Source organism: Gordonia sp. NPDC003950, from assembly GCF_053605205.1.
Window position 1 is genome coordinate 85,970 of the sequence record NZ_JBSGIT010000006.1, and the last position, 26,552, is coordinate 112,521.

Consider the following 26,552-nt stretch of genomic DNA (forward strand, 5'->3'; position numbering starts at 1 on the left):
CTGCGAGCTCATGCTCGCAGCGTATCGCCGTTGCCGTGATTCTCCGAGGCGGTGAAGCTCCGGGGTAGCCTCGGGGCGTGAATCCGCCCGCAGATGCCGACCCGTCGAGCCCGGCGGTGTTCCGCCTCGCCTACGTGCCGGGTACGACGCCCGGGAAATGGGTGCGGATCTGGGGTGAGCGCCACCCGGACATCCCGCTGCAGATGACCGCGGTCGAGGTCGCCGACACCGCCTCGGTGATCGGCCGAGGCGACGTCGACATGGCGATCACCCGCCTGCCCGATGCGCTCACCCACGCCGATCCCGGGCCGCACCACACGATCACGCTCTATGAGGAGACGACGGTGGTGATCTTCGGCAAGGACCATCTGTTCAGCGCGGGCGACCAACTACAGCCCGATGACCTCGCCGACGAGCCTCTGCTGTGGCCGCTCGACGAACCACTCGGTGTTACCGACCGTCCCGGGACCGCGATCGAACATCGCCCCGAAACCACTGCCGACGCCATCGAACTCGTCGCCGCCGGTGTCGGACTGCTGGTGGTGCCCCAGTCGCTGGCGCGGCTGCATCACCGCCGAGACCTGGACTATCGACCGGTCGCGGGTCTGCCGACGAGCACCGTCGGACTGCTGTGGCCGGATCCGACGTCGGAGGGGGCCGAGGAGTTCATCGGGATCGTCCGCGGCCGCAAAGCCACCTCGTCTCGTGGCGCCACCGACGCACCGCCGAAACGGTCGGCCAAGGAGAAGGCGGCCGCCAAACGGGCGGCCCGGGAGGCGGCCGGAAAGGTGCCGCGTGCCGGACGTTCGGGGACAAGGCGTTCGGGGAATCGGTCGCGTGGCTCGAGATGAGCCGATGATGCACCAGGTGATCTGGGCCGCCGACGGAGGAGGTAACCGCGCGCCCAAAACCCCGCACGGACTCGAGTCGGGGAGTACTCGATGCAGTTTGATATGTTGATTCTCCTAATCATGGAGGCAAACTGATGACCAATGTCGGCTATTCACGCTCACCATCTGTCCCGTCGCGCTGGCAGACCCGATTCGCGTTCTACGACGCCCATGGCAACCCGGCCGACCCCGCCGGACGCGCAGTATTTCGGGTACTGCCGTTCGGCCGGCGAATGCGGTTGTCCTTCAATGTCTTGGCTTTCCTGTTCGGCCCGATCTACTTCGCGGTCAAAGGTATGTGGCGCAAGGGACTCACGTTGCTCGCCATCGGCGTGGCGGTCGGGATTGTCATGGAACTCGTCAACGCGCCTGCGGGGCTGAATGCGCCGGTTGCTGCCGCGATGGGAGCGCTCGCCGGCTCAACGGCGAACTACTCCTACTATCTGCATATCCGCGCGAACTCGCACTCCTGGAACCCTTTTGAGGGAATGAGTGGGACGAAACGCGGTCGGTGACACGATCCCCGCGTCACCGGGGTTCGGGCTCTGTGGCCGGTCCCGTTCGCTGGTACTCGTTGATGAGCACCCCGGACTCGTAGGCCCGGCTGCGGGTGAGGTCGAAGCCCCACACCCCGGGCCGGGCACCGGCGAACAGCGGGATGCCCGCGCCGAGGAGGATCGGATTCACCTTGAGGATCAGCCGGTCGATGTCATCGATGAGTGAGGCGGCCAACACTCCACCACCGCACAACCAGATACCTTGACCCTCTTCACTTTTGAGTCGTCCGACCATGTTCGATGGCGACTCGGCGGTGAGGGTCACCTCGTCGGGGACCGCACGATCCGACCGTGAGAAGACGAACTGCCGCAGATGCGGGTACGGGCTGGACAGGCCGACGTCGGCGCCCACGGCATAGGTGGCGCTGCCCATCAGGACGGTGTCGAACACGGTTCTCGGGGGCGTGACACCGAGCGCGGCGAGTGCCGGTTGCGGTAGCGCATCGGCGAACTCGGACAGGATGGTCGCCATGTGATCGCCCTCGGCGTCGAAAGCGTCGAAGTTTCCGGCGGGATCGGCGATGAAGCCGTCGAGACTGACTGCAACGTAATAGATCAGTGGACGCATGGTGACCTACTGTACGGAAAGCCTGGTCCCCGTGGCTTTCTCGGCCGCATCCCACAACCGGCCCGCGAGCCCGAAGTCGCATGCGGTGCGCGACCTGCCGAACAGCACCGGCGCACCACGTAATGCGCCGAATCCGTCGACGCCGACGTAACTGCCGGTCGCGATCGGTTCGGTCAGGCAGTACAGGGTCGTCGCCGCGCCGGCGTCGACATCGTTGGCCAGTAATCGCGCCCCGCCCTGCACGATCCGATGGGCGATACCCAGGTGCGGCTTGTTGGAGATGTTGGACGCCACCCAGCCGGGAGTGGTCAGCATGGTTTCGATCGGTGAGCCCGCCGACCGCAACCGGCGGTCCAGTTCGAGACCCCACAACATCACCGCCAGCTTGGATCGGGCGTAGGCCCGCGGCGGGCTCCATTGTGCCGCAGTGAGATTCAGATCATCGGGATCGATCCGGGCGGCTTTGTGGGCGTCGGAGGCCACGCATACGATCCGCCGACGAACTTGGGGGACAAGTAGATTGGTGAGGGCGAAGGGGCCGAGGAAGTTGGTTCCGATGGTTCGCTCGAAGCCGTCGACGGTCTCGCCGCGACCGGTCGGGAACTCCCCGGCATTGTTGATCAGGAAGTCGATCGGCCCGTCGATTGCTCCGGCGCACGCACGCACCGAGGCCAGGTCGGCCAGATCGAGTGGTATCACCGTGCAATCCCCACCGAATTCGTCCGCACGCGCTCGACCCAACTCGACGTTGCGGGCGGGTATCACCACCGACGCGCCGGCCCGGGCGAGTGCTCGCGCGGTGGCCATGCCGAGCCCGTTCGTCGCTCCGGTGACCACCGCGCGGGCCCCGGCCAGGGCGGCCAGGTCCAGATCGGCGAACGGGTCGGTCGTGGTGCGCCTCATGGATTCGACCATAGACTCGTCGCCATGAGCACAGACGACATCGTCGAGAAGATCCTGAGCACCTACGACACCATCACCGTCGTCGGCGCCAGCGCGAATCCGCACAAGCCGGCCAACGAGGTTCCCGCGCTCATGCAGGACAAGGGCTGGCGCATCATCCCGGTGAACCCGACGGCCACCGAGATCGTCGGCGAGCGGGTGTATCCGACCCTGGCCGACGTGCCCGAGCAGGTCGGGTTCGTCGACGTGTTCCGGCCGTCGGCCGACGCCCCGGAGATCGCCCGGCAGGCCGTCGCCGCCGGGGCGGGCGCATTGTGGCTGCAACTGGGTATCACCTCGCCGGAGGCACGGCAGATCGCCGAGGGCGCGGGTCTGCTCTACGTCGAAGACCGCTGCCTCAAGATCGAACAGGCCCGCACCGGGATCACCGCCGGGCACTGATCCACCGATCAGGGGTTGCCGACGTGGACTCGTTCTGGAATGAACCGAAGGTGCCGTTGGCGGTGCTGTTCGTCGCTTTCCTGGTGACCTTCCTGATCACCCGCACCATCACGCGGCTGATCCGGGCCGGTAAGGGTCCGTTCCGCAACAACATTGAGGGTGGGGTACACATCCACCACGCGGTCCCCGGTCTGATCCTGCTGCTGATCGGTGCGGTGACGTCGGTCGCGGTGGCCGGGCATGCACCGGGATCGCTGATCGCCGCGGTCCTCATCGGTGTCGGCGCCAGCCTCGTCCTCGACGAGTTCGCGCTGATCCTGCACCTCACCGACGTGTACTGGACCAAAGAGGGATAGCTGTCGGTGCAGGTGGTGAGCCTGACCGTCGCACTCCTCGGTCTTCTCGCGCTGGGTATCGATCCCTTCACCGAGGACGATCTCTCCGCGGTCGGGCACCTCGGCCTCCTCGTCGTACTACCCGTCCACATCGCCTGCGTGCTGGTGTGCGTGGCGAAGGGCAAGTACTCGACCGCCGCGGTGGCCGCCTTCATCCCGCCGGTCGGATGGATCGGGGCGGTACGCCTCGCCCGGCCGGGTTCGCGGTGGGCGCGCCGTCACTACTCCGACGCCAAGAAGCAACGCGCTCGCGACCGGGCGAGCGCCTTCGACGCCCGCTTCGGTCGCTGGGGCCTCGACGTGGAGGACCTGGTGGCGGGCAAGCCTACGATGGGAGAATGACCGAACCGGACAATCCGCTGCTGCTGGAACGGCAGGTGTGTTTCGCCTTGGCCGTGGCCAACCGTTCGGTGCTGCGGATCTACCGGCGACTTCTCGATCCACTCGGACTCACTCACCCACAATACCTGGTGATGCTCGCGCTGTGGGAATCGGCCCCGCGCGGCGTCAAGGAGATCGGCGCGGTGCTGCAACTGGATTCGGCGACGCTCTCACCGCTGCTCAAACGGCTCGAGGCGAATGGACTGATCGAGCGGCGTCGGCGCGACAACGACGAACGCAACGTCGACATCGACCTCACCGACGCCGGACGCGCACTGCGTACGAAGGCCCTCGACATCCCGCCGGCCGTCGTCGCCGCCCTCGGGGTCGACATCGCCGACCTCGAAGAACTCCACGGCGTCCTGACCCGGGTGAATGCCGCCGCCGTGCGCGCCGAACGGCCCGCGGCCCGGGCCGAGGGATAGGGTCGAGGTCATGTCGCCCGTCGCGATCATCGTCATCGTCGTCATTGTTGCCGTCGCGTTGTTCACCCTCGGTGGTGCGATCTGGTTCGCCTGGGATTCCGACAAACGCATCCGCGCGTTCGCCCGGTCCACCGATTTGATCCCCGGCAAACCGAGTCGTGCGCCCAAGGAGTGGACGACGGACACCAGCCCGGAGGCGTTGCTGCACCGACGGGTGCGCTACGCGATCGCCGACGTGCACCAGAATCCGGCCATCCCGCACGATGACGAGACCGTTGCGGTGCGAGATCGGCTCGACGACAAGGTCTTCGATCTCGACGACCAGCTCATCGCGGCCGCCTCGTCGAGTGGCGACGAGAAGACCGAACGACTCGAGGAACTCGAGACCGCCGTCAAGGCGCTCGAAGAGTTGCCCCGGCAGTTGTGGGAAGCGCCGTTCGCCCAGCAACGCGACGATATGAATTCGGTCATCGGGGCGATCGATCGGGTGGTGTACTGAACCACCTCGGGCGTTCAGGTTTGTCTGGTGGCCATCTCGATCAGTGTCCGCACCGTCCGCAGGTTGCGTCCGGTGCCCGCGACGCCGAGCCCGCGCGCGATCTTCGGTGAGCTGAGTGTGCTCTTGCCGACGCCGCCGGCGTAGTAGATGTGCAGATCGGCGCCGATCACGGCGAGTTGATCATCGCCGAAGTCCATGTCGAGGAAGGCTTTCGTCTTGTCCGGGTCGGGGATACCGGTGAGGAAGTAGAGGTGGGCGAACTTCTCGTCGTCCGCCTCGAAGGGGAAGGCCGCCACCGCATTCCGCAACTCGTCGACCGACCGCGCGATGACCTCGCGGGAGAATCCGTGGCGCGCTTCGATCAGTTCCTCGAGGGCGCTCGCGAATGCCGCCGGTGAGTTTGGTGGGACACAGATCAGGTTGCCCGACGCGATATGTGTACGGACCTCGGTGGCACCGAGTTCGGTTGCCTCGGAACGAAGGTCGGCCATCGGCAACTTCGCGCCACCAACGTTGATCGCGCGGATCAGGAAGATGTGGGGGAGCGAGGCCATGCCCCAGTGTGGCATGTCACGGCCGCTGTGCGTCGGGACTCGGGCCCACGTAGCGCGCCGCGGGCCGGATGATCTTGCGGCTCTGCGCCTGCTCGAAGATGTTGGCGCACCATCCGACCATCCGGCTCACCGCGAACGTCGGCGTGAACATCGAACGGGGCACCCCACAGCATTCCATCACGACGCCGGCGTAGAACTCCACGTTGGCATACCGCGGCTGCTCCGGATGTGCCTGCGCGAGAACTTCGGTGATGGCCTCCTCGGCGGCCACGGCCCGTTCTACGAGTGGACCACCGAACCCGAGTGCGATGGCGCGCAACATCATCGAACGAGGGTCGGCGGTGCGGTAGACGGCGTGCCCGAAGCCCATGATGCGACGGTGTGCGGCCACCTGCTCCGCCGCCCAGGTACGCGCATCCCCGTGGGCGGCGATCTCGTCGAGGGCATCGAGGGCCCGATCCGGGGCCCCGCCGTGCAGCGGGCCGGAGAAGGCGCCCAACGCGCCGCAGACCGCGGCGAAGACGTCGGCTCCGGTCGACGCGATCACCCGGGCGGTGAATGTCGACGCGTTGAATCCGTGATCCATCGTGGCGATCAGGTAGTGCTCGATGGCTCGCGCCTCCTGCGCCGTCGGTTCCCGGCCGGAGATCAGATACAGCCAGTTGGCGGCCACACCGAGGTCCGCGCGAGGCTCTGTGGGGCTCTCACCGGCGCGGATGCGATGCAGGGCGGCCAGAATCGTCGGAGTGAGGGCCGTTGCGTGCAGGGCGTCGTCGACGCGTTGCCGCGGGTCGGCATCCCAGAGTGGGCGGGCCCCGGTCGCGGGTCCGGTGGCCGAGAGGACCGTTCGCAGGCCGGAGAGGGATTCGCGCTCACCGCCCAGCAGCGCTGCCGTGCGCAGGATGCCGGCGAGCTCGTCCGGCAGCGTGCGCAGGGCGGTTGTGCGCGTGATGAACTCGGCCAACGCGTCGGCGTCGGGGAGATGGCCGTGGACGAATAGGTACCAGACCTCCTCGAAGCTGCGGGTGCGTGCCAACTCGATCGCCGAGTACTGGCGGTAGTGGAAGAAGCCCTCGGCGCCGCGGACGTCACCGATCTCGGTGTCGGCGACGATCACGTTCTGCAATCCGGGTGGGGCGATGAGTTGCTCGGTCATACCCACGACGATGAACCGTATTGAGCCGGCCGGTCAATGTTGATTCAATCAATATGTGACCCGCACCCACACCCGCCGCTATCCGACGCCCATCCACCACGACGGGCGGGACTATCTGACCACCGAGCAGGTGGCAAAGATGCTGGGGGTCAAGGTGTCCACCGTCTACGCGTATGTCAGCCGCGGGCGTCTGAGCAGCCGGCGCATCGACGGCCACGACGGCAGCATGTTTCCGGTCGACGAGGTCGACGGGCTCCTCGACCGCACCCGCCATCGTCCGCCGACCGGGGTCGCCGAACGCATCCGCACCCAGCTCACCTTCCTGAGCGGCGACCGGCTCCACTATCGTGGCCGCGACGTCGTCGAGCTGTCCCGTACCACGTCCTTCGAGGATGTCGCCGCGCTGCTGTGGGATCGGCCGTGGACCTCGCCGTCGTCGCCGGCAGACCAGCGGGCCATCGGGGCCGCAGTGAGACGGGTCGCCGGTGTCCGGGCGCGCGGTGTGGACCGGATCCGACTGGCGGTCGACCTGGCCGGGGCGCGAGATCCGTTGCGTCACCAGATCGATCCCGATGCGGTGACCGGAAAGGCCGTGTCCGCGATTGCCGCTGCCGTTGAAGCGCTGGGTGACGGTCCATCCGAAGCTGCTGTCGCGCAACGGCTCTGGCCGCGTCTCACCGATGAACCCGCCACCCGTCGGACGGTGTCGTTGGTGAATGCCGCGCTGGTGCTGCTCGCCGATCACGACCTCTCGGCCGGTGTGGTCGCCGCACGCGTCGCCGCGAGTGCACGCGGCAGTGTCTACGCGGTGATCGGGGCCGGTCTCGGCGCCTTCGACGGCCCGAGCCACGGCGGCGCAACGACATTGGCCTACCGATTCCTCGCGGGTGCCCTCGATGACCCGACCGCGGCCCTCGCCGATGCACTGCACACCGGAACCCCGATCCCCGGGACCGGTCACGTGATCTATCGGCACTCCGATCCTCGGGCCGAGGAGATCATCGACAGGCTGGGCACCATGGGCGGCGGAGACCGGCGGGTGATGCCCGCGGTGCGGACCATCGTCGATCACATCGGTCCGAGACAGTTCGTGAACTCCGATCTCGCTTTGGCGGCCATCGCATTGCGGTACCGGATGAGCCCCGATGCCGCCGAGACGATCTTCGCGCTCGCCCGGATGGTCGGGTGGACCGCGCATGCGCTCGAGGAGTACCGGGAGCCGCGGCTGCGCTTCCGTCCGGAAGGTGTCTACACCGGTATCCGGCCCGGATCAGGGCCTGGTGGCGACGGCGAAGGTACGTCGGAACGGTAGCGGGGTGCCCCAGGAATGGGTTGGATATGCCTCGCGCAGGCGAACTTTCACCTCGTCGGTGAACGGCGCGACGAGATCGTCGGGCAGCGCCTGCAGATAGGGCCGGGCACCGGTACCCGAGATCCAGTCGAACACCGGGTCCACACCGGGCAGCACGTGGAGGTAGGTGGTCTCCCAGGCGTCGACGAGATAGCCGCGGTCGGCGAAGAACTCCAGGTACAGCCCCGGGTCCGTGGTCGGCAGACGACGCGTGTGAGTGAGGTGTTCGGCGAAGGGCTCCTGCTGCGCCACCTCGGCGAGCGTCACATGCGTCGGCGAGTCGGCGTTGTTGGGCACCTGCACGGCGAAGGTGCCGCCCGGAGCGACGAACTGCAGCAGACGGGCGATCACCTCGAGCTGATTGGGAACCCACTGGAACATCGCATTCGACACGAACAGATCGACGGGCCCGTTCGGCTGCCACGTGGTCACATCGACCGCGTCGTAGTTGGCGACGGCATCGGAGTTGGACCGGATCGCCTCGTCGATCATCTCCGCCGACGAATCGATGCCGAGGATCCGTGCCTGCGGCCAGCGGGCCCGCAGATACCGGGTGAGGTGTCCGGGGCCGCAGCCGAGGTCGACGATCGAGGCTGGTGCGCCGGGCACCTGGGCGATCAGGTCGAGAAACGGCCGGGTGCGAGAGTCGGCGAACTGGAGGTAACGATCGGGGTCCCAGACGGGCATGGTTTCACCCTAGACCCGCTGGGTAACCTCTGAGGAATGGCGAGCGACCCGCAGGACACCGCACCCGACCCGGCAACCGACGACTCCGTGGTGGAGATCTCGACCGACGGCGCCTGCCTCGGCAACCCCGGACCCGGCGGCTGGGGTGCGGTTCTGCGGTACAAGGGCACCGAGAAGGAGATCTCCGGCTCCGCCCCGGACACCACCAACAACAAGATGGAGCTCCAGGCGGCGATCGAGGGGCTTGCGGCGCTCACCCGGCCGTCGACGGTGATCCTGTACACCGACTCCAGTTACGTCCGCAACGGCATCATGAAGTGGGTCGCCGGATGGCAGCGCAACGGCTGGAAGACCGCCGACAAGAAGCCTGTCAAGAACTCCGATCTGTGGAAGCGGCTCATCGAGGAGGAGAAGCGCCATCAGGTGACGTGGCGCTGGGTGAAGGGCCACAACGGCGATCACTACAACGAGATCGCCGACCGTCTGGCCACCTCGGCGGCCCGCGAGATCTCCGGAGTTCGGTCATGAGTGACCTCGCGGTCGCCGTCGAGCCGTTCCGCGACGAGCATGTGGTGGCCGCCGTCGAATCCACCGGCGCGCGGGTCGTCGACCTCGCCGACGCCCGGGTGCTCGTCTGGCTCGGCGACCCCACCGGATTTCCCGATCTGCCCGACACCGTCGAATGGGTGGCGCTCAAGACCGCGGGTATCGAGGGGTTCGTCGACGCGGGCGTGCTCGATGAGAAGCGCATCTGGACCAACGCGTCCGGCTTCTACGCCGAGAACGTGGCCGAACATGCCCTGGCGCTGTTGCTGACCGGGCTGCGGCAGATCCACACCTCGATCCGCGACGGCTGGGACAAGGACCGCATCGACACCGCCGTGCGCACACTGCGCGGGGCGACGGTCGCGATCGTCGGCGCCGGCGGCATCGGCGCGTCGCTGATGCCGCGCCTGAAGGCTTGTGGCGCACAGGTTCTCGCGGTCAACCGGTCGGGCCGCCCGGTCGAGGGGGCCGACACCACGCTGCCGTCGTCGCGGATGGAGGAGGTGTGGACCTCCACCGATCACGTCATCCTCGCGGCACCCTCGACGCCGGAAACCCATCACCTGATCAATGCGCGCAGCCTCGCCGCCCTGCCCGGCCATGCGTGGGTGGTCAACGTCGCGCGCGGTCCGCTGATCGACCAGCAGGCACTGTACTGGGCACTGCGTGGCAACGAAATCGCAGGTGCCGCACTCGATGTCACTGACCCGGAGCCGCCGGCGGACGACGACCCGCTGTGGTCGCTGCCCAACTGCATCATCACCCCGCACATCGCCAACCCGGCGTCGGGGCTGACCCGCGAACTCGCACCGTGGGTGGCAGGCAACATTCGCCGCTTCGCCGCCGGTGAGGAACTGATCTCGGTGGTGCCAGTGGGGCGGGATTACTGAGGTCTCACCGAATCGTGTCTTGCCTTCGAGTGCGCTCGAAGGCCTAGCGTGATCCTCATGAGTACCGATCACCTGATGCGCAAAGCGCTCGCGGCCCTGCGGGAACTCGACGGACCGATGTCGGTCGAGGTGATCCATGAACTCGTCGACGCCGGCGAGATCGCCGAGCCGCTGACCGTCGCCGAGGCCGCCGACCTGCTCGATGTCTCGCCCCATACGTTGCGCTACTACGAACGCATCGGCCTGGTGGCCGTCGGGCGTGACGGTGTGGGCAACCGGCTCTACGACGATGCGGCCATTCGCCGGTTGATCTTCCTGACGCGAATGCGTTTGTCCGGCATGGCCATCCGGGACTTGCAACACTACGTCGCCCTCGTCGACCAGGGCGAGAGCACCGTCGACGAACGCCTCGAGATGCTGCTCGAACATCGCGACACCATCCGCCGCCAGATCGCCGAACTCACACTGTCGCTGGCGGCCACCGAATACAAGATCGCCACCTACGGAGGACGGACCCAACCATGACCACGCCGCGCACCACCACTCGCCGCATCGGCTCGCTCGAGGTCTCTCCCATCGGATTGGGTTGTATGGGAATGAGTTTCGCCTACGGGCCGGCCGATCGGGACGAATCGATCGCGACCCTGCATCACGCCCTCGACGCGGAAGTCAACCTGCTCGACACCGCCGACATGTATGGCCGCGGGGACAACGAACGACTGTTGTCGCAGGTGCTCGCCACGCGTCGCGACGAGGTCGTCCTCGCCACCAAGTTCGGCATCCTGGTCGACGAGGACACCGGCTATCCCACCGGCGACGTCGACGGATCGCCCGACTACGTCCGCCGTGCCGTCGACGCCTCACTCGGGCGACTCGGCGTTGACGTCATCGACCTCTACTACGTGCATCGCATCGACCCCGCCCGACCCATCGAAGAAACAATCGGGGCGATGGCCGAACTGGTGACCGCGGGCAAGATCCGCGAGATCGGGCTCAGCGAGGCCGACGCCGAGACGATTCGTCGTGCCGCGGCGGTTCATCCGATCGCGGCGCTGCAGTCGGAGTGGTCGCTGTTCAGCCGCGACGTCGAGGAATCCGACGTCCCCGCCGCGCGGGAGGCCGGCGCCGCCATCGTGCCCTACAGCCCACTCGGACGCGGCATGTTGACCGGGTCGGCGGCCGCGGCAGCGCCGGGTGACGGCGATTTCCGATCCACCCTGCCGCGGTGGCAGGCCGACAACCTCGAGCACAATCTGGCGTTGGTCGCCGAGATTCGTGCGGTGGCCGCCGAGGTCGGCGCCACCGCCGGGCAGGTCGCACTGGCGTGGCTACTGGCACAGGGCGACGACGTGGTGCCGATCCCGGGAACCAAGCGGCGCACCTACCTCGACGAGAACATCGGGGCGAGCGCGGTGGCATTGTCCGACGAGCACCTGACCCGGCTCGCCGCGCTACGCCCGGCCGGCGATCGCTACCCGGACATGACGTGGGTGGCCGGGCGCTCGGCGTAGCCTGCCGGTGGCCGCGACGTAACAGAACCGCGAAATTCTAGAACATGTTCTAGTTCGTGTGGCAGGCTCAGGAGCGTGATCCTCGACCGCTTTCTCCTCACCGACACCGTCGCCATCGTCACCGGCGCGGGCCGCGGCCTCGGTGCCGCGATAGCCACCGGATTCGCCGAGGCCGGCGCCGACGTGTTGATCGCGGCACGCACCGGGGACGAGCTACAGAAGGTGGCCGACGAGGTCGCCGCACGAGGTCGCCGTGCGCACGTCGTCGTCGCCGACCTCGCCGATCCCGACACGGTCGCCGGCCTCGCGCAGACCGCCGTCGACGAGTTCGGCCGCCTCGACACCGTCGTCAACAATGTCGGTGGTGCCATGCCGCGGCCGTTACTCGACACCAAGGCGCACCACATGACCGATGCCTTCACGTTCAACGTGACGACGGCGCACGCGCTGACCACCGCGGCGGTACCGCATCTGCTGGCCACGACCGAGGGTCCGGGGAACAGCGCCGGATCGATCATCAACGTCACCTCGGCGGTCGGGCGTGTTCCCGGTCGCGCGTATGCGGCGTACGGCACCGCCAAGGCGGCGCTCGCCCACTACACGCGCCTGGCCGCGATGGACCTCAACCCACGCATCCGCGTCAATGCCATTGCGCCCGGCGCGATCCTGACCTCCGCGTTGCAGATCGTGGCCGGTGATGACGGGATGCGCACTGCGGTGGAGTCCGCGACCCCGTTGCATCGACTGGGTGAGCCGGCGGATATCGCCGCCGCCGCGATCTACCTCGCCTCGCCCGCCGGATCGTATGTGACGGGCAAGATCCTCGAGATCGACGGTGGCATCGTCACCCCGAACCTGGATCTGCCGATCCCGGATCTGTAGCCGGCGCGCGCGGCGGGAAGGCGTCCCAGTGGGCCCGGGCGTCGGGCACGGCGTCGAGTGCCGCGGTGAGTTCCGGATGCTCGATGCCGGCCTCCGCGTCGTCGAGCAACGACCACAGGCCACGCGCCTTGGCATCGTCGATGACGGCCTGTCCCCAGCACAACGCCTCACGGACCGATTCGTCGTAATCGAGTGGTTCGCGTCCGGAGTCCTTGCGCCAGAGCACCAACCAGACACCGGCCGAGGAAGGTAACGCCGAATCGACGACGTCGGTACCCTGGTCGGGTGGACCAAATACTCCACTACGCGACGGACTACTGGTGGCTGATCTTCCCGGTGGGTGGCGTCGTCGGGGGCTGGGCCGGTCACATCGCCCGGTACAACGAGAAGCGTCGCAAGGACAAGATCGAACTCGCCCGGATCAAGGCGACCGCGACGACCGAACAGATGCGTATCACCCAGGCCGACAAGGCCCAGGTGACCAAGGTGACGCGCCGTCACGACGAGATCAACGAGAAGTGGTTCCAATACGAACTCGACCTGGCCACCCTCATCGAATACCCGATGCTCATCGACATGCGGGAACCGCTGACCCTGGCGTTCCATCAGGCCAAGGTGCGCGCCGACGACCTGCGTCCGGCGACGGGGGAGACGCTCGATCCGCAGACCTTCGCCGACTACCGCGACGCCGTGCAGGTGTACGCGGCGTCGTTCGACGCCGCCGAACGCGAGGCCCGTCGTCGTAAGCAGTCCGACTTCTCACCCATCGAGCGAGAAACCCTCGACCGCGCCCGCAAACTCATCGCGGTGGCCGCCGATGCCGCGGCCACCCCGGCCGAACGTCAGGCCGCCTACCGCAAGGCCCGCACCGAACTCGACGGCCTCATCGACGTCCCGCAACCGGCCGCCGAGCAACTCGAGCGGGGCATCGCCGGGGAATTGGAGCGCGGCCGCGAGTCCTGAGCGGGAGTTGCGCGCGGGACTCCCACCTGCGCGGAATGCATTGTGTGTATCTGGGAGTTCAGCATGCACTTGGATTCGGATGGCACCGAAACGCCGCGGCGTGCGTCCAATCCTGCATGACACTCTCACCGGCGCCTTCCCGCATCACTTTCCCAACCGACCCGCACGGCATCGTGTATCGAAAGACCGCACGTGAGCGCGGCATCACCGACAATCAGCTCGCACGTGCGGTGGACCAGGGCCACCTTCGGCGGATTTGGCCGGGCGCGTTCCTCCCGTCCTCGACGGTTCTCGACCACGAGCCGCTCCACCGCGTCCGCACCATCGCGGCGATGACGTGTAGCACCACCGACCATGTGGCCAGCCATACGTCGGCGGCGGTACTGCACGGGCTGTCCATGCTGATGCCGGATTTCGGTCGTGTACATCAGCGCACCGGGACGGCTACGGGTGGCCGGGTCGATTCCTACCGGCACCTGCACAGCGGAGTGCTCGACGAGTCCGACGTCGTCCTCGTCGACGGATTCCCGACGACGTCACTGGAGCTGACCGCCATCGATCTTGCCTGTGGGGTAGGAGAATTCGCTCGGGCGTTGGCGGTGTTCGACTCCGCCCTGCGGTTGGGTGCCGATGCCGAGGCGATGGCCGAGACGCTGGAGCAACGACGATCCGGGGTGGGTCTTGCGCGCTTTGCGCTCGGGCACGCGAACGGGCTGTCGGAGAACCCGGGCGAATCCTGGGGCCGCGGGCAGATGATCGTCGAACACCTGCCGCTTCCGATCCTCCAACGTGTCTACCTCGACGAGCGCGGTGAGTTCGTGGCCCGGTGCGACTACGACTGGGAGGGCAAACTCGTCGGCGAGTTCGACGGGAAGGTCAAGTACCAGAAGCTGCTCAAGCCGGGTGAGGACGTGACCGCCGTGGTGGTCAGGGAAAAGCGCAGGGAGGATGCTGTGCGCCGGTTGGGGCCGATGGTGGAACGCTGGGTGTGGACCGATCTCGTCGGCAACCGGATGATCCCGCGGTTGACGCACAACCTGCAGACGGTTGGGATCCTCAAGAAGTGAGTTGCGCGCGCAACTCCCACCTGCGCGGAATGCATTGCGTGCACGTGGGAGTTCAGCATGCAGGTAGGCATGCGCGGCCGGTTAGTCCCTTTATTCTGTGTCCAACGCACCCGTGAACTGGCTGCGGTAGAGCCGGCAATACGCGCCCTGCGCCGCGAGTAACTCCTCGTGATCGCCCTGTTCGACGATGTGCCCGTCCTCCATCACGATGATGGTGTCGGCGTCGCGGATCGTCGAAAGACGATGCGCGATCACGAAACTCGTCCGGTCGGCCCGCAGATTCGCCATCGCCTGCTGGATGAGCAGTTCGGTGCGGGTGTCCACCGAACTGGTGGCCTCGTCGAGGATCAGGATGGTCGGCCGCGCCAGGAAGGCCCGGGCGATCGTGATGAGTTGTCGCTCACCGGCACTCACGCCGCCACCCTCGTCGTCGAGGACGGTGTCGTAGCCGTCGGGCAGGGTACGCACGAAGTGGTCGACGTGACCGGTCATCGCGGCCTCGAGGACCTGCTCGCGGGAGGCGGTCGGGTCGCCGTAGGCGATGTTGTCGTAGATGGTGCCGCCGAACAGCCACGAATCCTGCAGCACCATGCCGGTGCGTTCGCGCAGATCGTCGCGGGTCATGTCGCGGGTCTCGACGCCGTCGAGGCGGATGGTGCCCGAATCGACGTCGTAGAACCGCATGATCAGGTTGACCAGCGTGGTCTTGCCCGCGCCGGTCGGCCCGACGATGGCCACCATGTGCCCGGGCCGTGCCACCAGCGACAGATCCTCGATCAGCGGCTTGTCCTCGACGTAGCGGAAGGCGACATCGTCGAACTCGATGCGGCCCTTGTCCTCTGCCGGTGTAGCGGGCTGAATCGGGTCCGGGGTCTGTTCGTCGGCGTCGAGGATCTCGAAGATCCGCTCGGCCGAGGCCACACCGCTCTGCATCAGGTTGATCATCGACCCGATCTGGGTGAGCGGTTGGGTGAACTGCCGTGAGTACTGGATGAAGGCCTGCACCTCACCGAGACTCAGATTGCCCGACGCCACCCGCAGCCCACCGACCACCGCGATCGCCACGTAGTTGAGGTTGCCGAGGAACATGATCGTCGGCATCACCATGCCGGAGATGAACTGCGCCCGCCAACTCGACTGGTAGAGCTTCTCGTTGCGTTCGTCGAAGACCGCCTCCACCTCGGCCTGGCGGCCGAACACCTTGACCAACTCGGCGCCGGTGAACGCCTCCTCGATCTGTGCGTTCAGCTTTCCGGTGGACGACCACTGAGCGATGAAGTGCGGCTTGGATTGTCGCGCGATGATCGCGGTGGCCGCCACCGCGAGGGGCACGGTGATCACCGCGATCGACGCCATCAGCGGCGAGATCCAGATCATCACCACCAGCAGCGCGATCACCGTCAGAATCGAGTTGAGAAACTGCGAGATGGTCTGCTGCAGACTCTGCGACAGATTGTCGAGGTCGTTGGTGACGCGGCTGAGCAGATCGCCGCGGGGGCTGGTGTCGTAGTAGCGCAACGGAAGTCGGTGCACCTTGTCCTCGACGTCGGCACGTAGCCGCCGGATCGTGGCCACCACGACGATGTTCAGCAGATACGCCGCGACCCAGGACAGCAACGATGACGCGACATAGCAGACGAGCACGATCAGCAGCGTCTGTCCGACGGCGGTGAAATCGACGCCGACGCCGGGCGTCACATCCATCGACGAGATCATGTCGGCGAATGTGTCCTGCCCCCGCTCGCGCAGTCCGTCGATGGCCTGCGCCTTGGTGATCCCCTCGGGCAGTGCCTTGCCGATGACACCGTCGAAGATCAGGTTAGTGGCGTGACCGAGGATGCGCGGTGCGATGGCGAGCAGGATCACCGACCCGACGATCGCGGTCAGCACCGTCACCATCCGCAACGGGTAGGCCATCAGCAGCCGCACCAGACGCTTCATCGACGGGCCGAACGAATGCGCCTTCTGCAGAACGGGTCCGGCCATCATCGGGCCGCGTCCCGGGCCGGGACCGGCCGTGGGTCCCGAGCCGGGTCCGGGGCGGGTCATGCCGGTTCTCCGATCGACAGCTGCGACTTCGCGATCTCCGCGTACGTCTCACACGAGGTCAGCAGGTCGTCGTGCCGACCGAGCCCGACGACGTGACCGCGGTCCAGGACGACGATCTGGTCGGCATCGACGATCGTCGAGATGCGTTGGGCGACAATGATCACCGCGGCGTCCGCGGTGGCCGGCCGCAGTGCCGCACGCAGTTTCGCGTCGGTGGTGAGATCAAGTGCGGAGAACGAGTCGTCGAACAGGTACACCGCCGGCCGGCGGATGAGGGCCCGCGCGATCGCCAACCGCTGCCGCTGCCCGCCGGACACGGTGGTGCCGCCCTGCGCGATCGCGGTGTCGAGCCCGTCGGGCATGGCCCGGACGAATTCCTCGGCCTGCGCGATCCGCAACGCCGCCCAGATCTCCTCCTCGGTCGCGTCGGGTTTGCCGTGCCGCACGTTGGAGGCGACCGTCCCGGAGAAGAGGTACGGCCGCTGCGGCACGAAACCGATGACCGACCGCAACTCATCGGGGTCGAGGTCGCGGACGTCGGTGCCGCCGATGCGTACCGCGCCGTCGGTGACGTCGATGAGGCGCGGTACGAGTGCCATCAGGGTGGTCTTGCCCGAACCGGTCGATCCGACGATGGCGGTGGTGGTGCCGGCGGACACGGCGAAACCGATGTCGCTCAACACGTTCTCGTCGGCACCTGGGTAGCGGAACTCGGCGCCGACGAACTCCACCGACGACGGCGCCGCCGCGAACCCGGTCGCCTCGGCCGGTGGCCGGACCGATGTCTCGGTGTCGAGGACCTCGCAGATGCGTTCGGCGCAGACGGCCGCGCGTGGCGCCATCATCGCCAGGAACGACGCCATCATCACCGACATCATGATCTGCATGGCGTAGCTCATCATCGCGGTCAGGGCGCCGATCTCGGTGCCGCCGTTGACGACGGCGTGCCCGCCGAACCAGATGATCGCCACGATCGTCACATTGGTGATCACCATGACCACCGGGAACATCAACGCCATCATCCGGCCGACCCGCAGGGAGGCGTCGCTGAGCGAGTCATTGGCCACGCCGAAACGCTGCGTCTCATACCGTTCCCGGACGAAGGCGCGGACCACGCGGATACCGGTGATCTGCTCCCGCAGTACGCGATTGACGGTGTCCAGACGTTCCTGCATGGCGCGGAACCCGGGGATCATCCGCGCGATGATCATCGCCATGGTGACACCCAGGATCGGCACCGCGATGAGCAGCACCCACGAGAGGCCGGGCGCCACATAGACACCCATCACGATGCCGCCGATGCACATGATCGGGGCCATCACCAGGATGGCAGTGCTCATCACGATCAGCAGTTGCACCTGCTGGACGTCGTTGGTGGTGCGGGTGATCAGCGACGGTGCACCGAAGGTGCCGATCTCGCGTGCGGAGAATGTGTTGACGCGGTGCACCAGGTCGTGGCGGATGTCGCGACCGGCGCCGAGGGCGGCGCGGGCACCGTAGTACTGGGCGATGAGCGTGCAGATGATCTGCGCGAACGCGACGGCCAGCATCACCCCGCCGATGCGCAGGATGTATTCGGTGTCGCCGCGCGAGACACCGTTGTCGATGATGTCGGCGTTGAGGGTCGGCAGGAACAGCATCGCTGCGGTCGCGACGAGTTGCAGCACGATCACCGCGACGATGTTCACCGGGTACCGCGCCAGGTATGTCCGGATCAGTCGCGTCAGCATGGGCAGGTCACCTCACGACGCTAGCAACAGGCCCGCCATCTCTGCGAATGGTTTGCCGGGCACCCTTCAGAGCAACCCGAGTTCGTGGGCCGACTTGGTGAGCTGATCGCGGTGTTCGGGGGCGGCGATGGCGATCAGGGCCGCGGCGCGTTGCCGCAGTGACCGGCCGCGCAACTCCGCGATCCCGTACTCGGTGACCACGTTGTCGATGGTGTTCTTGTGGGTGGTCACCACGCTGCCGGGACTCAGTTGCGCCGAGATTCGGCTCTTGCCCTTCGACGTGGTGGCCCGGGTGACGAGGAATCCCTGTCCGCCGTCGGAATACTGCGCGCCACGGGCGAAGTCGACCTGACCGCCCGACCCCGACCAGTAGCGGCCGCCGATCGTCTCACTGGCCGCCTGCCCCATCAGATCCACCTCGGTGGTCGCGTTGATGGAGACCACATTGGGTTCGTCGCCGATGAGCCGCGGATCATTGGTCTGATCCACCGGCAGCAGCGCGATGCCGGGATTGTGGTCGATCCAGTCGTAGAGCTCCCGGGAGCCGAGGCAAAAGGTGGCCACATGCTTGGCCCGGTGGTGTCGCTTGCGGGCTCCGGTGACCGCGCCGGACTGCACCAGACGCATCACGCCGTCGGTCAACACCTCGGTGTGAATCCCCAGATCGCGGTGGCCCGACAGCAGCTCGGCGATCTTCTCGGGCACGTTTCCGATACCGAATTGCATGCACGCGCCGTCCGGGATCCGGTCCACGATGTTCTCGGCGATGGCATGATCGCGCGGGTCGTCGCCGGCCGAATGTGCCTCGAAGAGAGGGCGATCCACCGCCGTCCACCCCACGATCTGGCTGATGTGGATGTGGTTCTCGCCGTAGGTGTGCGGCATCTGCTCGTTGGCCTCGAGGAAGAACGGCATCTCACCGATCAGCGCCGCGCAGTACTCGGCGTTGGTGCCCAATGAGAAGTAGCCGTGCTCGTCGGGCATGCTCGCGCTGGTGATCACCAGCTTGGGGCCGGTGAGCGCGCGCATCAGCGTGGGTGTTTCGGAGAAGTGGCTGGCCACCAGGTCGCAGGTGCCGTTCCAGAACGCCTGACGGGTGGCCGGCGCCAGAAAGTAGTCGACGTGGCGCAGTCGATCGCCGAACTCGCCGCGGATGTAGGCGCGTTCGGCGATCGCGCTCATCCGGTGCACCCGGACCCCGGTGAGTTGCTCGTTCCCGGCCTCGATTGCATCGAGCAGGGCGGTCGGTTCGGCCGCGTAGAGCGGGGCGATGAGGTTGGCGCCCGGCGGGATGTGTTCGAGAACCCGCTCGGGCTCCACCGGCATGGCCACGGCTGAGGTGGGCGTCATGCGTTGCGTGTGACTCAGGCGCTCGTGAGTGCGACGGCGGCCTCGCCGGTGTAGGTGAGATAGGTGAACGACTCCTGGAAGTACAGGTTGACGGTGTCGGCGTCATGCGAGTCGTATCCGATGGACACGTCCTGGCCGATCGTCAGCTCGAAGTCGCCACCCCGGGTGGACACCACGAACGCACCGGAAATGGCCGGAGCCCAGACGATTTCGCCGTCGATCAGGCGTTTGATGTGCTGGCTGATCGGGTAGCCGTGATTCGAGGTCTCGTTGATCAGGTTGTAGACGCCGGCGGATACCGCGATCGAGTAGGGCCCGTCGATCGACGCGAGCTTCAGGGTGGAGAGTGCCTGGCTGAACGCCTCCGGATAGTCCCGGACATCCTCGGGCAGCGCGATCGGGGTGGCGGTGGCCGACCGGATGCCACTGATCCCGGCGGCGTCGTACCCCTCGAAGATGGCGCGGTCCTCGGCGAGGGCGAGTTGCCGGGCCGCCTCGACCACCGGATCCCAGTCGGAATCCTCGGCGCCGCGGTCGACGTCGTCGATCGCCTCGCGGGTCACCGTGAACGGCACCTTGAGTTCCACCAGTGGCTGCACGTGGCGCTGGAACGCCAGGATGCCGTCGGCGGGCGAATCGATCTTGGAGCGGTGGCCGCGCGTCACCGACGAGGCCTCGAGGCCCAGGGGGCCCTTCACGTCGACGATTCGCCGGCCGGCGCTGTTGCGCTTGAACGACCGCGTCGCCTCCTCCTCGATGGCCGCCCACGCCGAGTCGGAGATGGGGGCGAGTTCGCGATGCAGGTTGTTCATGGTGACTCTCCTGGTTGTCGGGTCGGGATGTGGTGGATGTGCCGGTTGCGCAACGTGGTTGCGCGCATCGTGGTTGCGCGCATCGTGATTCAGTGCAGGGATCCGATGCCGAGCGAACCGTCGGCTGGGCGGGTGGCGCTCGGCGTCGTGGGTTCACCGGTTCTGGCGGTGTCGGCGGGGTGGTCGTCCTCGTCGGCGGCCTCGGCCAGTGGCGCGGCGGGCAGATCGTCGAGGAAATCGGTTGTCGGAGTGAAGAATTGCGATCCGGTGACCGCGGTGGTGAAGTCCAGCAGGCGATCGTAATTGCCGGGCGGATCACCGATGAACATCTTGCGCAGCATCTCCTCGGTCACGTCGGGGCCCGCGGAGTAGGCGATGTAGTAGGTGCCCGCCTCGCCCGCACCCGACACGTCCCCGTACGGCATGTTGTCGCGGACGATGTCGATCTCCTCGCCGTCGGCGTTCTCCACGACGTTGAGCGCGATGTGCGAGTTGCTCGGCTTGACGTCGTCCGACATCTCGATGTTGTCCGACTTGGTGCGGCCGATCGCGTCTTCCTGATCGGCCACCGAAAGCGCATTCCACGCGGCGAAGTCGGTGACATACCGCTGGATGGCCACATAACTGCCGCCGGCGAAACCGGGGTCCTCGTCGCCGACGGTGATCGCGTCGATCGCGGCCTGCCCGACGGGATTCTCTGTACCGTCGACGAATCCGATGAGATCGCGCAGATCGAAGTACCGGAAGCCGTGCACCTCGTCGACGACTGTCACCGCGTCACCGAGCGCCGTCATCGCCAGCCGGCCCAACTCGTAACACAGGTCCATCTGATCGGCCTTGATGTGCAGCAGCAGGTCCGCGGGTGTCGCCGGTGCGGTGTGCACCTCGCCCTCGTAGACGACGAAGGGGCGCAGTGAGCGTGGCCGCGGGCCGGCGAAGAGTCGGTCCCACGCGTCGGACCCGATCGAGACGATCCCGGCGAGTGCCTGTTCGGGCGCCCGCGACGACACCGAGTTGATCCGCGAGCCGAGTTCGCCGAGGAAATCCCGGACCGTGCTCTCGCCGCCCTCGTTGATCGTCATGACGAGGAACAAGGCTTGTTTGGTCTTGCGGGTCAGGATCGTCTGCGGCACAGGCACGTAATTCAGCCTATCGGAGTGGTACGGGTCGCGTGGTCACTCAGGGCACCCTGTGAAAGTTGAGGCCAGGCAATCCTTTTCGGGGCGTACATCGGTGGTTCATCCCCGGGCCACCGCGCGTCCGGCGGCCCGGCCGGAGAAGATGCAGCCACCGAGGAAGGTTCCCTCCAGTGCGTTGTAGCCGTGCACCCCGCCGCCACCGAAACCGGCGACCTCACCGGCCGCATAGAGGCCCTCGAAGACGGTGCCGTCCGGGCGCATCACCGCCGAATCGAGATTGGTCTCCAGTCCGCCGAGGGTCTTGCGGGTGAGGATGTTCAGGCGCACCGCGATCAGCGGGCCGTGATCCGGGTCGAGCAACTTGTGCGGCTTGGCCACGCGGGCGACCTTGTCACCGAGATATTGACGGGCGTTGGTGATGGCCATCAGCTGTGCGTCCTTGGAGAACTTGTTGTCGACGTCGGCGTCGCGGGCGGAGATGATGCGCTCGATCTTCTGCAGATCGAGATCCGGACCGCGTGTGATCGTGTTCATCTTCGCGACCAGCGCGGCGAGGTTGTCGGCCACCACGAAGTCCTCGCCGTGCTCGACGAACGCCGCCACCGGAGCGGGTGCGCCCCTGGCGAGGCGGCTCTTGGCGGCGAACTTCAGGTCCTTGTTGGTCAGATCCGGATTCTGCTCCGATCCCGAGAGCATGAACTCCTTCTCGATGATCGACTGAGTGAGGATGAACCAGGAGTAGTCGTATCCGGTCGACAGGATGGCCTTCATCGTCGAATTGGTGTCGAAACCGGGGAAGTTGGGCGGCGCCAGGCGATCACCGTTGGCGTCGAGCCACAACGACGAGGGGCCGGGGATGATGCGGATCGCGTGATCGGGCCAGATCGGGTCCCAGTTGATGATGCCCTCGGTGTAATGCCACATGCGATCGCGGTTGACCAGGCTGGCACCGGCCGACTCGCTGATCGCCAGCATCCGGCCGTCGACGTGCGCGGGCACCCCCGAGATCATGAACCGCGGGGCCGGACCGAGCCGCTCGACGGGCCAGTTCTCGCGGATCAGGTCGTGGTTGTGGCCGATGCCGCCGGAGGTGACGATGACGGCGTCGCCGCGCACCTCGAAATCGCCGATCACCTCGCGGCTCGACGCCTTCCCGCGTTCGAGGTCGGTCGGCTCCAGGACGGCCCCGCGCACGCCGACCGCCACGCCGTCGTCGACGACGATCTCGTCGACGCGGTGCCGGAAACGGAATTCGACGAGCCCACGACGTTCGGCCTGGAGCACCGGTTCGGCAAAGATGCGGACGACCTCCGGGCCGGTACCCCAGGTGAGGTGGAAACGCGGTACGGAATTGCCGTGACCGTCGGCAAAGCCACCGCCTCGCTCGGCCCAGCCCACCACCGGTGCCCGCAGTCCGAGGTCGTGTAGGTACTGGCGCTTCTCGGTGGCCGCGAACTCCACGTAGGCGCGCGCCCACTGCCGCGGCCAGTAGTCCTCGTCGTCGCGGTCGAAACCGGCCGATCCCATCCAGTCCTGCAGCGCCAACTCCGCCGAGTCGTGGACACCGAGGCGTCGTTGTTCCGGGGTGTCGACCAGGAACAACCCGCCCAGTGACCAAAACGCCTGGCCACCGAGGTTGTTGCGGTTCTCCTGATCGATGAGGATCACCCGGCGCCCGGCCTGGGTGAGTTCATAGGTGGCGACGAGTCCGGCCAATCCGGCCCCCACGACGACTGCATCGGCCTGCTGCTCGGTCACTGGATCTCCTTTGGAAGGGTCGATCATGACCTTATCGGGGTGCCCGGAACCGGTGTGACCAAGTCGACGCGAAACCGTGATAGCTGCAGGTGACGCCGGTCACCCGGGTGCGGCAGGATCGGAGAAAGCACGCGGAGTTCACTTTCCTGCCTTTGCCGCTGTGTTATCGAGCCGTTACTATCGGCCGCGACGGGGTTCGTCCCGGGCGGCACGCCGCCGTACCCCCGCACCATGCCCATATGAACGCGCCCGCTCGGGTCACGATCGTAAGGAAAATCGAATCTCATGCTGACTCGCGCCCGTAAGCGCCTGGTGGCCGCAATGGTGGCGGTCGCCGCCATCGGCGGTGTCACCACGGTCGCCGCGCCGGCCGCACACGCAGCCAACGGCTGCAGTGTCGAGCGGGTGTACTCCCCGGCCATGCACCGCAGTGTGCCGGTGTGCATCGTCTCTGCCGGCGGTAGCAACAAGCCCACCCTGTACCTGCTCGACGGTCTGCGCGCCCCGAACAACAACAGCGGCTGGCTGATCAACACCAACGTCGCGCGCTGGATGGCCGGCAAGGGCACCAACGTCGCCATCCCGTTCGGCGGCGGCGGCAGCTTCTACACCGACTGGCAGTCCCCGGACCCCAAGCTGGGCGTCAACAAGTGGGAGACCTTCCTGACCCGCGAGCTGCCCGCCTACATGGCCAAGAACCACGGCAGTGACAACCGTCGCAACGGCATCGCCGGTCTGTCGATGTCGGGCACCTCGGCGCTGAACCTCGCGTCGCGGCACCCCGGCTTCTACGACGCGGTCGCGTCCTACTCGGGCTACCCGACCGTCACGATGCCCGGCTTCACCCAGGGCATCCAGGCCTCGGTCGCCGACATGGGCGGCAACCCCAACAACATGTGGGGCGTTTACCCGGCCGGCGAATGGTTCCAGAACGATCCGTTCCTGTCGGCGGGCAACCTGTCCGGCAAGCATGTCTACGTCTCCGCCGGAACCGGCATGGGCAGCAAGTACGACTCGTCCATCACCCCGGGCAGCGCCAACTTCAACCCGGTGCACTTCGCCCAGATGGTGCCGCTCGAGGTCGCCGCGTCGACCAGCAGCCAGATCTACATCGCCCGGCTGCGCACCCTGCCGATCCACCTGACCACCCGGATCACCCCGGACGGCGATCACTGGTGGACCTACTGGGACGACACCTTCAAGCAGTCCTGGGCCACCACGTTCGCTCCCGCGTTCTTCTGATCCGCGGATAGGAACCAGAGAACCCACACAGTTCACGACGAGGGCCGGTGATCATCACGATCACCGGCCCTCGTCGTTGTCTGTGACTGTCGTTGTGTGTGACTGTCGTTGTGTGACTGTCGTGTGGGTTGGTTCCGCTTTCGGCGTGTGCCGGCGGTGGGTACCGGCGTCACCTCGCCAGTGTCTGCGTGCGTTGAGCTCCTCACCGGCTCGATCGGCGGAGGGGGGTCGCCTCGATCGGCGGGTGCCCTATCCTGCCGACCGGTTGCGGGGCGCTACCTCGACTGATCCCCGTCCACCGGCCGGAAGTCCTCGTCACCGTCGATCTTGGGGGCCGAGCCCTCCACGCGCGGAATCCGTTGCGTCGGACTGTCCCACAGGTAGGCATTGGCCTCGTCCTCGTCGGACCATTCGTCCACCGGCTCGGCCGGACTACGGTGCCGCGCCCGCTGTGAGGCGATGACGGCGGTCGGCGCCGCCGCTGCTGCCTCGGCATGCGATCCGCGCGGCCGGTCGACGACCGTGGGTTCCTCGGAGCCGGTGTACTCCGGGGCATCTTCGGTGGTGTCGGGTCGATCGACGATCTCGGTGTCGGAGTCGGTGTTCTCGAGATCATCGTCGAGGTCGTTGTCATCGTCGCCACCATCGCGGCGACGCGCCCGCCGACCACGCAGGAACAGCAACACCGCGGCGAGCAGCAGTACGGCACCGACGACGCCGAGGATCAGCGGCAGCCAGAAACCGCCCAGCCGGATCTCGTCCTTGTAGCCTGCGGCCTTGGTGGCCTGTTCGGAGACCGTCGCGTCGGTGAACTCGAACGTGGTCTTCAGCGCGTCGAGCCGGAACTCGCGGACCGCGGCCGGCGTCGCCTCGTCATCCTGGTAAGGCGAACGGAAGTATTGGTGCTGGTCTTCGCGGCCGTCGACGATCGTGCCGGTCTGCGGCTCCACCCACAGATCCCGGGTCACCGTGGCATACCGGTGCATGGAGACCTGCTGCGTCGGGCGGACCCCGCGTCCGCTGATGCCCCACCATCGGGCGGGCATCGTCAGCATCGTGCCCAGGGCCGCCTCGTTCTGCGGGTTGGGCAGTGAGGACAGATCCTTCTCGGGCACCTGCGTCTGGAAGTGATAGGTCTCGACGCCGTCGATGGTCTCCACCCCGACGAACTTGGCCTCGGTGTCCTGCCTGCTGTTCAGGTCGTAGTACAGGTACGCACGTTTCTTGGTGTTGAACGGGAACTTGTACTGGAAGCCCTGCCGGTTGGTCAGCTGCACCGACACGTCCTTGGGGTCGACGCCTTCCGGTGCCGCCTCGACCTGCACGGAGCTCACGGTTCCGTTGGGTACCGAGGTCTTGCGGTTCACCGAGACCTTGTCGATGCTGGCGGTCAGCAGGCCGTCGTCGCATTCGAGTTCGCCACCGGACGCCGGGGCCGGTGGCACATTCTCGTCGCCGTTCGCGTCACGGGTGCGGTCGATCCGCACGGTCTGGGCGGCCTGAATGGTGGCCTGACGGCGATCCGACGGATCGACAATGACCGACCGGCGTTGCTGGGTGAGATGCGCCTGCAGGGTCCGCGCCCGCGACTCGTTGACCGAACAACGGTCGAAAATCACCGCGGGGAAACGGTCACCGGGGGAGCCGTCCGCGCTCACCGAGGTGGCGTTGGTGGTGATGTCGAGGTCGAGCGGGACAACCTTCAGTTGCGGCACCAACCACAGCGGAACGGCGATCGCCGCCGTGATACAGGCCACGCCGAGGAATGCCAGCACGGCCGGCAACACTCGCTTCATCAATCGACTC

26 protein-coding genes and 2 pseudogenes are annotated in these 26,552 nt (G+C 66.8%); 15 read left to right on the plus strand and 13 right to left on the minus strand.

The window, feature by feature from the left end; translation table 11 throughout:
- Window positions 1-77 precede the first annotated feature (77 nt).
- Window positions 78-851, plus strand: coding sequence for a LysR family transcriptional regulator substrate-binding protein (locus ACWETB_RS06910; protein WP_452210153.1), 774 nt, complete (start codon window positions 78-80; stop codon window positions 849-851).
- A 134-nt stretch (window positions 852-985) separates the two neighbouring features.
- Window positions 986-1,405 carry a DUF2628 domain-containing protein gene (locus ACWETB_RS06915; protein WP_452210155.1) on the plus strand — a complete coding sequence of 140 codons (420 nt, stop codon included), beginning with the start codon at window positions 986-988 and terminating at the stop codon, window positions 1,403-1,405.
- 13 nt (window positions 1,406-1,418) lie between these two features.
- Here ACWETB_RS06915 and ACWETB_RS06920 read toward each other — a convergent pair whose 3' ends face one another.
- Window positions 1,419-2,015 (minus strand): dihydrofolate reductase family protein, encoded by a 597-nt coding sequence (locus ACWETB_RS06920; RefSeq protein WP_452210157.1) that lies wholly within the window; start codon window positions 2,013-2,015, stop codon window positions 1,419-1,421.
- Between the two features lie 6 nt (window positions 2,016-2,021).
- Window positions 2,022-2,918 carry an SDR family NAD(P)-dependent oxidoreductase gene (locus ACWETB_RS06925; RefSeq protein WP_452210158.1) on the minus strand — a complete coding sequence of 299 codons (897 nt, stop codon included), beginning with the start codon at window positions 2,916-2,918 and terminating at the stop codon, window positions 2,022-2,024.
- A 24-nt stretch (window positions 2,919-2,942) separates the two neighbouring features.
- Between ACWETB_RS06925 and ACWETB_RS06930 the strand changes: the two genes are divergently transcribed.
- The 4 genes and pseudogenes from ACWETB_RS06930 (at window position 2,943) to ACWETB_RS06945 (ending at window position 5,059) form a co-directional block, all read left to right on the plus strand.
- Window positions 2,943-3,359, plus strand: a complete 417-nt coding sequence (locus ACWETB_RS06930) for a CoA-binding protein (RefSeq protein WP_452210160.1) — start codon at window positions 2,943-2,945, stop codon at window positions 3,357-3,359.
- A gap of 23 nt (window positions 3,360-3,382) precedes the next feature.
- A pseudogene (locus ACWETB_RS06935) lies at window positions 3,383-4,096 on the plus strand (hypothetical protein).
- Complete coding sequence (locus tag ACWETB_RS06940) at window positions 4,093-4,560, plus strand: MarR family winged helix-turn-helix transcriptional regulator (RefSeq protein WP_449742627.1); 468 nt, start codon at window positions 4,093-4,095, stop codon at window positions 4,558-4,560. The pseudogene ACWETB_RS06935 and the gene ACWETB_RS06940 overlap by 4 nt, the downstream one beginning before the upstream one ends.
- Window positions 4,561-4,570: 10 nt before the next feature.
- Complete coding sequence (locus tag ACWETB_RS06945; protein ID WP_449742628.1) at window positions 4,571-5,059, plus strand: hypothetical protein; 489 nt, start codon at window positions 4,571-4,573, stop codon at window positions 5,057-5,059.
- A gap of 14 nt (window positions 5,060-5,073) precedes the next feature.
- Here the strand turns inward: ACWETB_RS06945 and ACWETB_RS06950 are convergent, their stop codons facing one another.
- Both ACWETB_RS06950 and ACWETB_RS06955 read right to left on the minus strand, forming a co-directional pair.
- Window positions 5,074-5,613, minus strand: coding sequence for a DUF1697 domain-containing protein (locus tag ACWETB_RS06950; RefSeq protein WP_449742629.1), 540 nt, complete (start codon window positions 5,611-5,613; stop codon window positions 5,074-5,076).
- A 16-nt stretch (window positions 5,614-5,629) separates the two neighbouring features.
- Window positions 5,630-6,769, minus strand: coding sequence for a citrate/2-methylcitrate synthase (locus ACWETB_RS06955; protein WP_452210163.1), 1,140 nt, complete (start codon window positions 6,767-6,769; stop codon window positions 5,630-5,632).
- A gap of 55 nt (window positions 6,770-6,824) precedes the next feature.
- Between ACWETB_RS06955 and ACWETB_RS06960 the strand changes: the two genes are divergently transcribed.
- Entirely contained in the window at window positions 6,825-8,081 is a 1,257-nt protein-coding gene (locus ACWETB_RS06960; RefSeq protein WP_449742631.1) for a citrate synthase, read from the plus strand.
- On the opposite strand, the gene ACWETB_RS06965 is transcribed toward ACWETB_RS06960, so the two are convergent.
- Window positions 8,040-8,807 (minus strand): methyltransferase domain-containing protein, encoded by a 768-nt coding sequence (locus ACWETB_RS06965; protein WP_452210165.1) that lies wholly within the window; start codon window positions 8,805-8,807, stop codon window positions 8,040-8,042. The two genes, ACWETB_RS06960 and ACWETB_RS06965, sit on opposite strands and share 42 nt — an antisense overlap.
- A gap of 36 nt (window positions 8,808-8,843) precedes the next feature.
- On the opposite strand from ACWETB_RS06965, the gene rnhA reads away from it, so the two are divergent.
- The 5 genes from rnhA to ACWETB_RS06990 all read left to right on the plus strand — a co-directional run bounded on the left by rnhA (window position 8,844) and on the right by ACWETB_RS06990 (window position 12,636).
- The gene (gene rnhA / locus ACWETB_RS06970; protein ID WP_452210167.1) at window positions 8,844-9,335 is read left to right on the plus strand and encodes a ribonuclease HI; all 492 of its coding nucleotides are present in this window, start codon (window positions 8,844-8,846) and stop codon (window positions 9,333-9,335) included.
- Window positions 9,332-10,243 (plus strand): D-isomer specific 2-hydroxyacid dehydrogenase family protein, encoded by a 912-nt coding sequence (locus ACWETB_RS06975; protein WP_452210169.1) that lies wholly within the window; start codon window positions 9,332-9,334, stop codon window positions 10,241-10,243. The genes rnhA and ACWETB_RS06975 overlap by 4 nt, the downstream gene beginning before the upstream one ends.
- A gap of 57 nt (window positions 10,244-10,300) precedes the next feature.
- Window positions 10,301-10,768 carry a MerR family transcriptional regulator gene (locus tag ACWETB_RS06980; protein WP_452210171.1) on the plus strand — a complete coding sequence of 156 codons (468 nt, stop codon included), beginning with the start codon at window positions 10,301-10,303 and terminating at the stop codon, window positions 10,766-10,768.
- On the plus strand, window positions 10,765-11,754 hold the full coding sequence (locus ACWETB_RS06985; protein ID WP_452210173.1) for an aldo/keto reductase: 990 nt from the start codon (window positions 10,765-10,767) through the stop codon (window positions 11,752-11,754). Before ACWETB_RS06980 ends, ACWETB_RS06985 begins: the two co-directional genes overlap by 4 nt.
- Window positions 11,755-11,829: 75 nt before the next feature.
- Window positions 11,830-12,636, plus strand: coding sequence for an SDR family oxidoreductase (locus tag ACWETB_RS06990; RefSeq protein ID WP_452210175.1), 807 nt, complete (start codon window positions 11,830-11,832; stop codon window positions 12,634-12,636).
- A gap of 10 nt (window positions 12,637-12,646) precedes the next feature.
- Here the strand turns inward: ACWETB_RS06990 and ACWETB_RS06995 are convergent.
- A pseudogene (locus tag ACWETB_RS06995) lies at window positions 12,647-12,883 on the minus strand (YdeI/OmpD-associated family protein); the annotation flags it as partial.
- Between the two features lie 38 nt (window positions 12,884-12,921).
- On the opposite strand from ACWETB_RS06995, the gene ACWETB_RS07000 reads away from it, so the two are divergent.
- Both ACWETB_RS07000 and ACWETB_RS07005 read left to right on the plus strand, forming a co-directional pair.
- Window positions 12,922-13,599: a hypothetical protein gene (locus ACWETB_RS07000; RefSeq protein WP_452210177.1), complete on the plus strand. Its 678-nt coding sequence runs from the start codon at window positions 12,922-12,924 to the stop codon at window positions 13,597-13,599.
- Between the two features lie 116 nt (window positions 13,600-13,715).
- Window positions 13,716-14,666: a type IV toxin-antitoxin system AbiEi family antitoxin domain-containing protein gene (locus ACWETB_RS07005; protein WP_452210179.1), complete on the plus strand. Its 951-nt coding sequence runs from the start codon at window positions 13,716-13,718 to the stop codon at window positions 14,664-14,666.
- Window positions 14,667-14,756: 90 nt separating this feature from the next.
- On the opposite strand, the gene ACWETB_RS07010 is transcribed toward ACWETB_RS07005, so the two are convergent.
- From ACWETB_RS07010 to ACWETB_RS07035, 6 genes are all read right to left on the minus strand, one after another.
- The gene (locus ACWETB_RS07010) at window positions 14,757-16,715 is read right to left on the minus strand and encodes an ABC transporter ATP-binding protein (RefSeq protein WP_452210180.1); all 1,959 of its coding nucleotides are present in this window, start codon (window positions 16,713-16,715) and stop codon (window positions 14,757-14,759) included.
- The gene (locus ACWETB_RS07015) at window positions 16,712-18,445 is read right to left on the minus strand and encodes an ABC transporter ATP-binding protein (protein ID WP_452210182.1); all 1,734 of its coding nucleotides are present in this window, start codon (window positions 18,443-18,445) and stop codon (window positions 16,712-16,714) included. Before ACWETB_RS07015 ends, ACWETB_RS07010 begins: the two co-directional genes overlap by 4 nt.
- Before the next feature lie 66 nt (window positions 18,446-18,511).
- Window positions 18,512-19,795 carry an acetyl-CoA hydrolase/transferase family protein gene (locus tag ACWETB_RS07020; protein WP_452210184.1) on the minus strand — a complete coding sequence of 428 codons (1,284 nt, stop codon included), beginning with the start codon at window positions 19,793-19,795 and terminating at the stop codon, window positions 18,512-18,514.
- Window positions 19,796-19,809: 14 nt separating this feature from the next.
- Window positions 19,810-20,607: a family 1 encapsulin nanocompartment shell protein gene (locus ACWETB_RS07025; RefSeq protein ID WP_452210186.1), complete on the minus strand. Its 798-nt coding sequence runs from the start codon at window positions 20,605-20,607 to the stop codon at window positions 19,810-19,812.
- Window positions 20,608-20,696: 89 nt separating this feature from the next.
- Complete coding sequence (locus ACWETB_RS07030) at window positions 20,697-21,746, minus strand: Dyp-type peroxidase (protein WP_452210188.1); 1,050 nt, start codon at window positions 21,744-21,746, stop codon at window positions 20,697-20,699.
- A gap of 99 nt (window positions 21,747-21,845) precedes the next feature.
- The gene (locus ACWETB_RS07035; protein WP_348806535.1) at window positions 21,846-23,504 is read right to left on the minus strand and encodes an FAD-binding dehydrogenase; all 1,659 of its coding nucleotides are present in this window, start codon (window positions 23,502-23,504) and stop codon (window positions 21,846-21,848) included.
- Between the two features lie 285 nt (window positions 23,505-23,789).
- On the opposite strand from ACWETB_RS07035, the gene ACWETB_RS07040 reads away from it, so the two are divergent.
- On the plus strand, window positions 23,790-24,746 hold the full coding sequence (locus ACWETB_RS07040) for an alpha/beta hydrolase (protein WP_348806534.1): 957 nt from the start codon (window positions 23,790-23,792) through the stop codon (window positions 24,744-24,746).
- 275 nt (window positions 24,747-25,021) lie between these two features.
- Here ACWETB_RS07040 and ACWETB_RS07045 read toward each other — a convergent pair whose 3' ends face one another.
- A complete protein-coding gene (locus ACWETB_RS07045) occupies window positions 25,022-26,542 on the minus strand; it encodes a DUF3068 domain-containing protein (protein WP_452210191.1) in 1,521 nt (506 codons plus the stop codon).
- Window positions 26,543-26,552: the final 10 nt, after the last annotated feature.

Excerpts from the sequence above, each read along its gene's own strand:
- ACWETB_RS06980 (WP_452210171.1), top strand. The coding sequence starts at position 10,301 with ATGAGTACCGATCACCTGATGCGCAAAGCGCTCGCGGCCCTGCGGGAA.
- ACWETB_RS06920 (WP_452210157.1), bottom strand. The coding sequence starts at position 2,015 with ATGCGTCCACTGATCTATTACGTTGCAGTCAGTCTCGACGGCTTCATC.
- ACWETB_RS07005 (WP_452210179.1), top strand. The coding sequence starts at position 13,716 with ATGACACTCTCACCGGCGCCTTCCCGCATCACTTTCCCAACCGACCCG.
- ACWETB_RS07010 (WP_452210180.1), bottom strand. The coding sequence starts at position 16,715 with ATGACCCGCCCCGGACCCGGCTCGGGACCCACGGCCGGTCCCGGCCCG.
- ACWETB_RS06955 (WP_452210163.1), bottom strand. The coding sequence starts at position 6,769 with ATGACCGAGCAACTCATCGCCCCACCCGGATTGCAGAACGTGATCGTC.
- ACWETB_RS06975 (WP_452210169.1), top strand. The coding sequence starts at position 9,332 with ATGAGTGACCTCGCGGTCGCCGTCGAGCCGTTCCGCGACGAGCATGTG.
- ACWETB_RS07045 (WP_452210191.1), bottom strand. The coding sequence starts at position 26,542 with ATGAAGCGAGTGTTGCCGGCCGTGCTGGCATTCCTCGGCGTGGCCTGT.
- ACWETB_RS06945 (WP_449742628.1), top strand. The coding sequence starts at position 4,571 with ATGTCGCCCGTCGCGATCATCGTCATCGTCGTCATTGTTGCCGTCGCG.
- ACWETB_RS06940 (WP_449742627.1), top strand. The coding sequence starts at position 4,093 with ATGACCGAACCGGACAATCCGCTGCTGCTGGAACGGCAGGTGTGTTTC.
- ACWETB_RS07040 (WP_348806534.1), top strand. The coding sequence starts at position 23,790 with ATGCTGACTCGCGCCCGTAAGCGCCTGGTGGCCGCAATGGTGGCGGTC.
- ACWETB_RS06985 (WP_452210173.1), top strand. The coding sequence starts at position 10,765 with ATGACCACGCCGCGCACCACCACTCGCCGCATCGGCTCGCTCGAGGTC.
- ACWETB_RS07015 (WP_452210182.1), bottom strand. The coding sequence starts at position 18,445 with ATGCTGACGCGACTGATCCGGACATACCTGGCGCGGTACCCGGTGAAC.
- ACWETB_RS06950 (WP_449742629.1), bottom strand. The coding sequence starts at position 5,613 with ATGGCCTCGCTCCCCCACATCTTCCTGATCCGCGCGATCAACGTTGGT.
- ACWETB_RS07025 (WP_452210186.1), bottom strand. The coding sequence starts at position 20,607 with ATGAACAACCTGCATCGCGAACTCGCCCCCATCTCCGACTCGGCGTGG.
- ACWETB_RS06925 (WP_452210158.1), bottom strand. The coding sequence starts at position 2,918 with ATGAGGCGCACCACGACCGACCCGTTCGCCGATCTGGACCTGGCCGCC.
- ACWETB_RS06965 (WP_452210165.1), bottom strand. The coding sequence starts at position 8,807 with ATGCCCGTCTGGGACCCCGATCGTTACCTCCAGTTCGCCGACTCTCGC.
- ACWETB_RS07020 (WP_452210184.1), bottom strand. The coding sequence starts at position 19,795 with ATGACGCCCACCTCAGCCGTGGCCATGCCGGTGGAGCCCGAGCGGGTT.
- ACWETB_RS06930 (WP_452210160.1), top strand. The coding sequence starts at position 2,943 with ATGAGCACAGACGACATCGTCGAGAAGATCCTGAGCACCTACGACACC.
- rnhA (WP_452210167.1), top strand. The coding sequence starts at position 8,844 with ATGGCGAGCGACCCGCAGGACACCGCACCCGACCCGGCAACCGACGAC.
- ACWETB_RS06915 (WP_452210155.1), top strand. The coding sequence starts at position 986 with ATGACCAATGTCGGCTATTCACGCTCACCATCTGTCCCGTCGCGCTGG.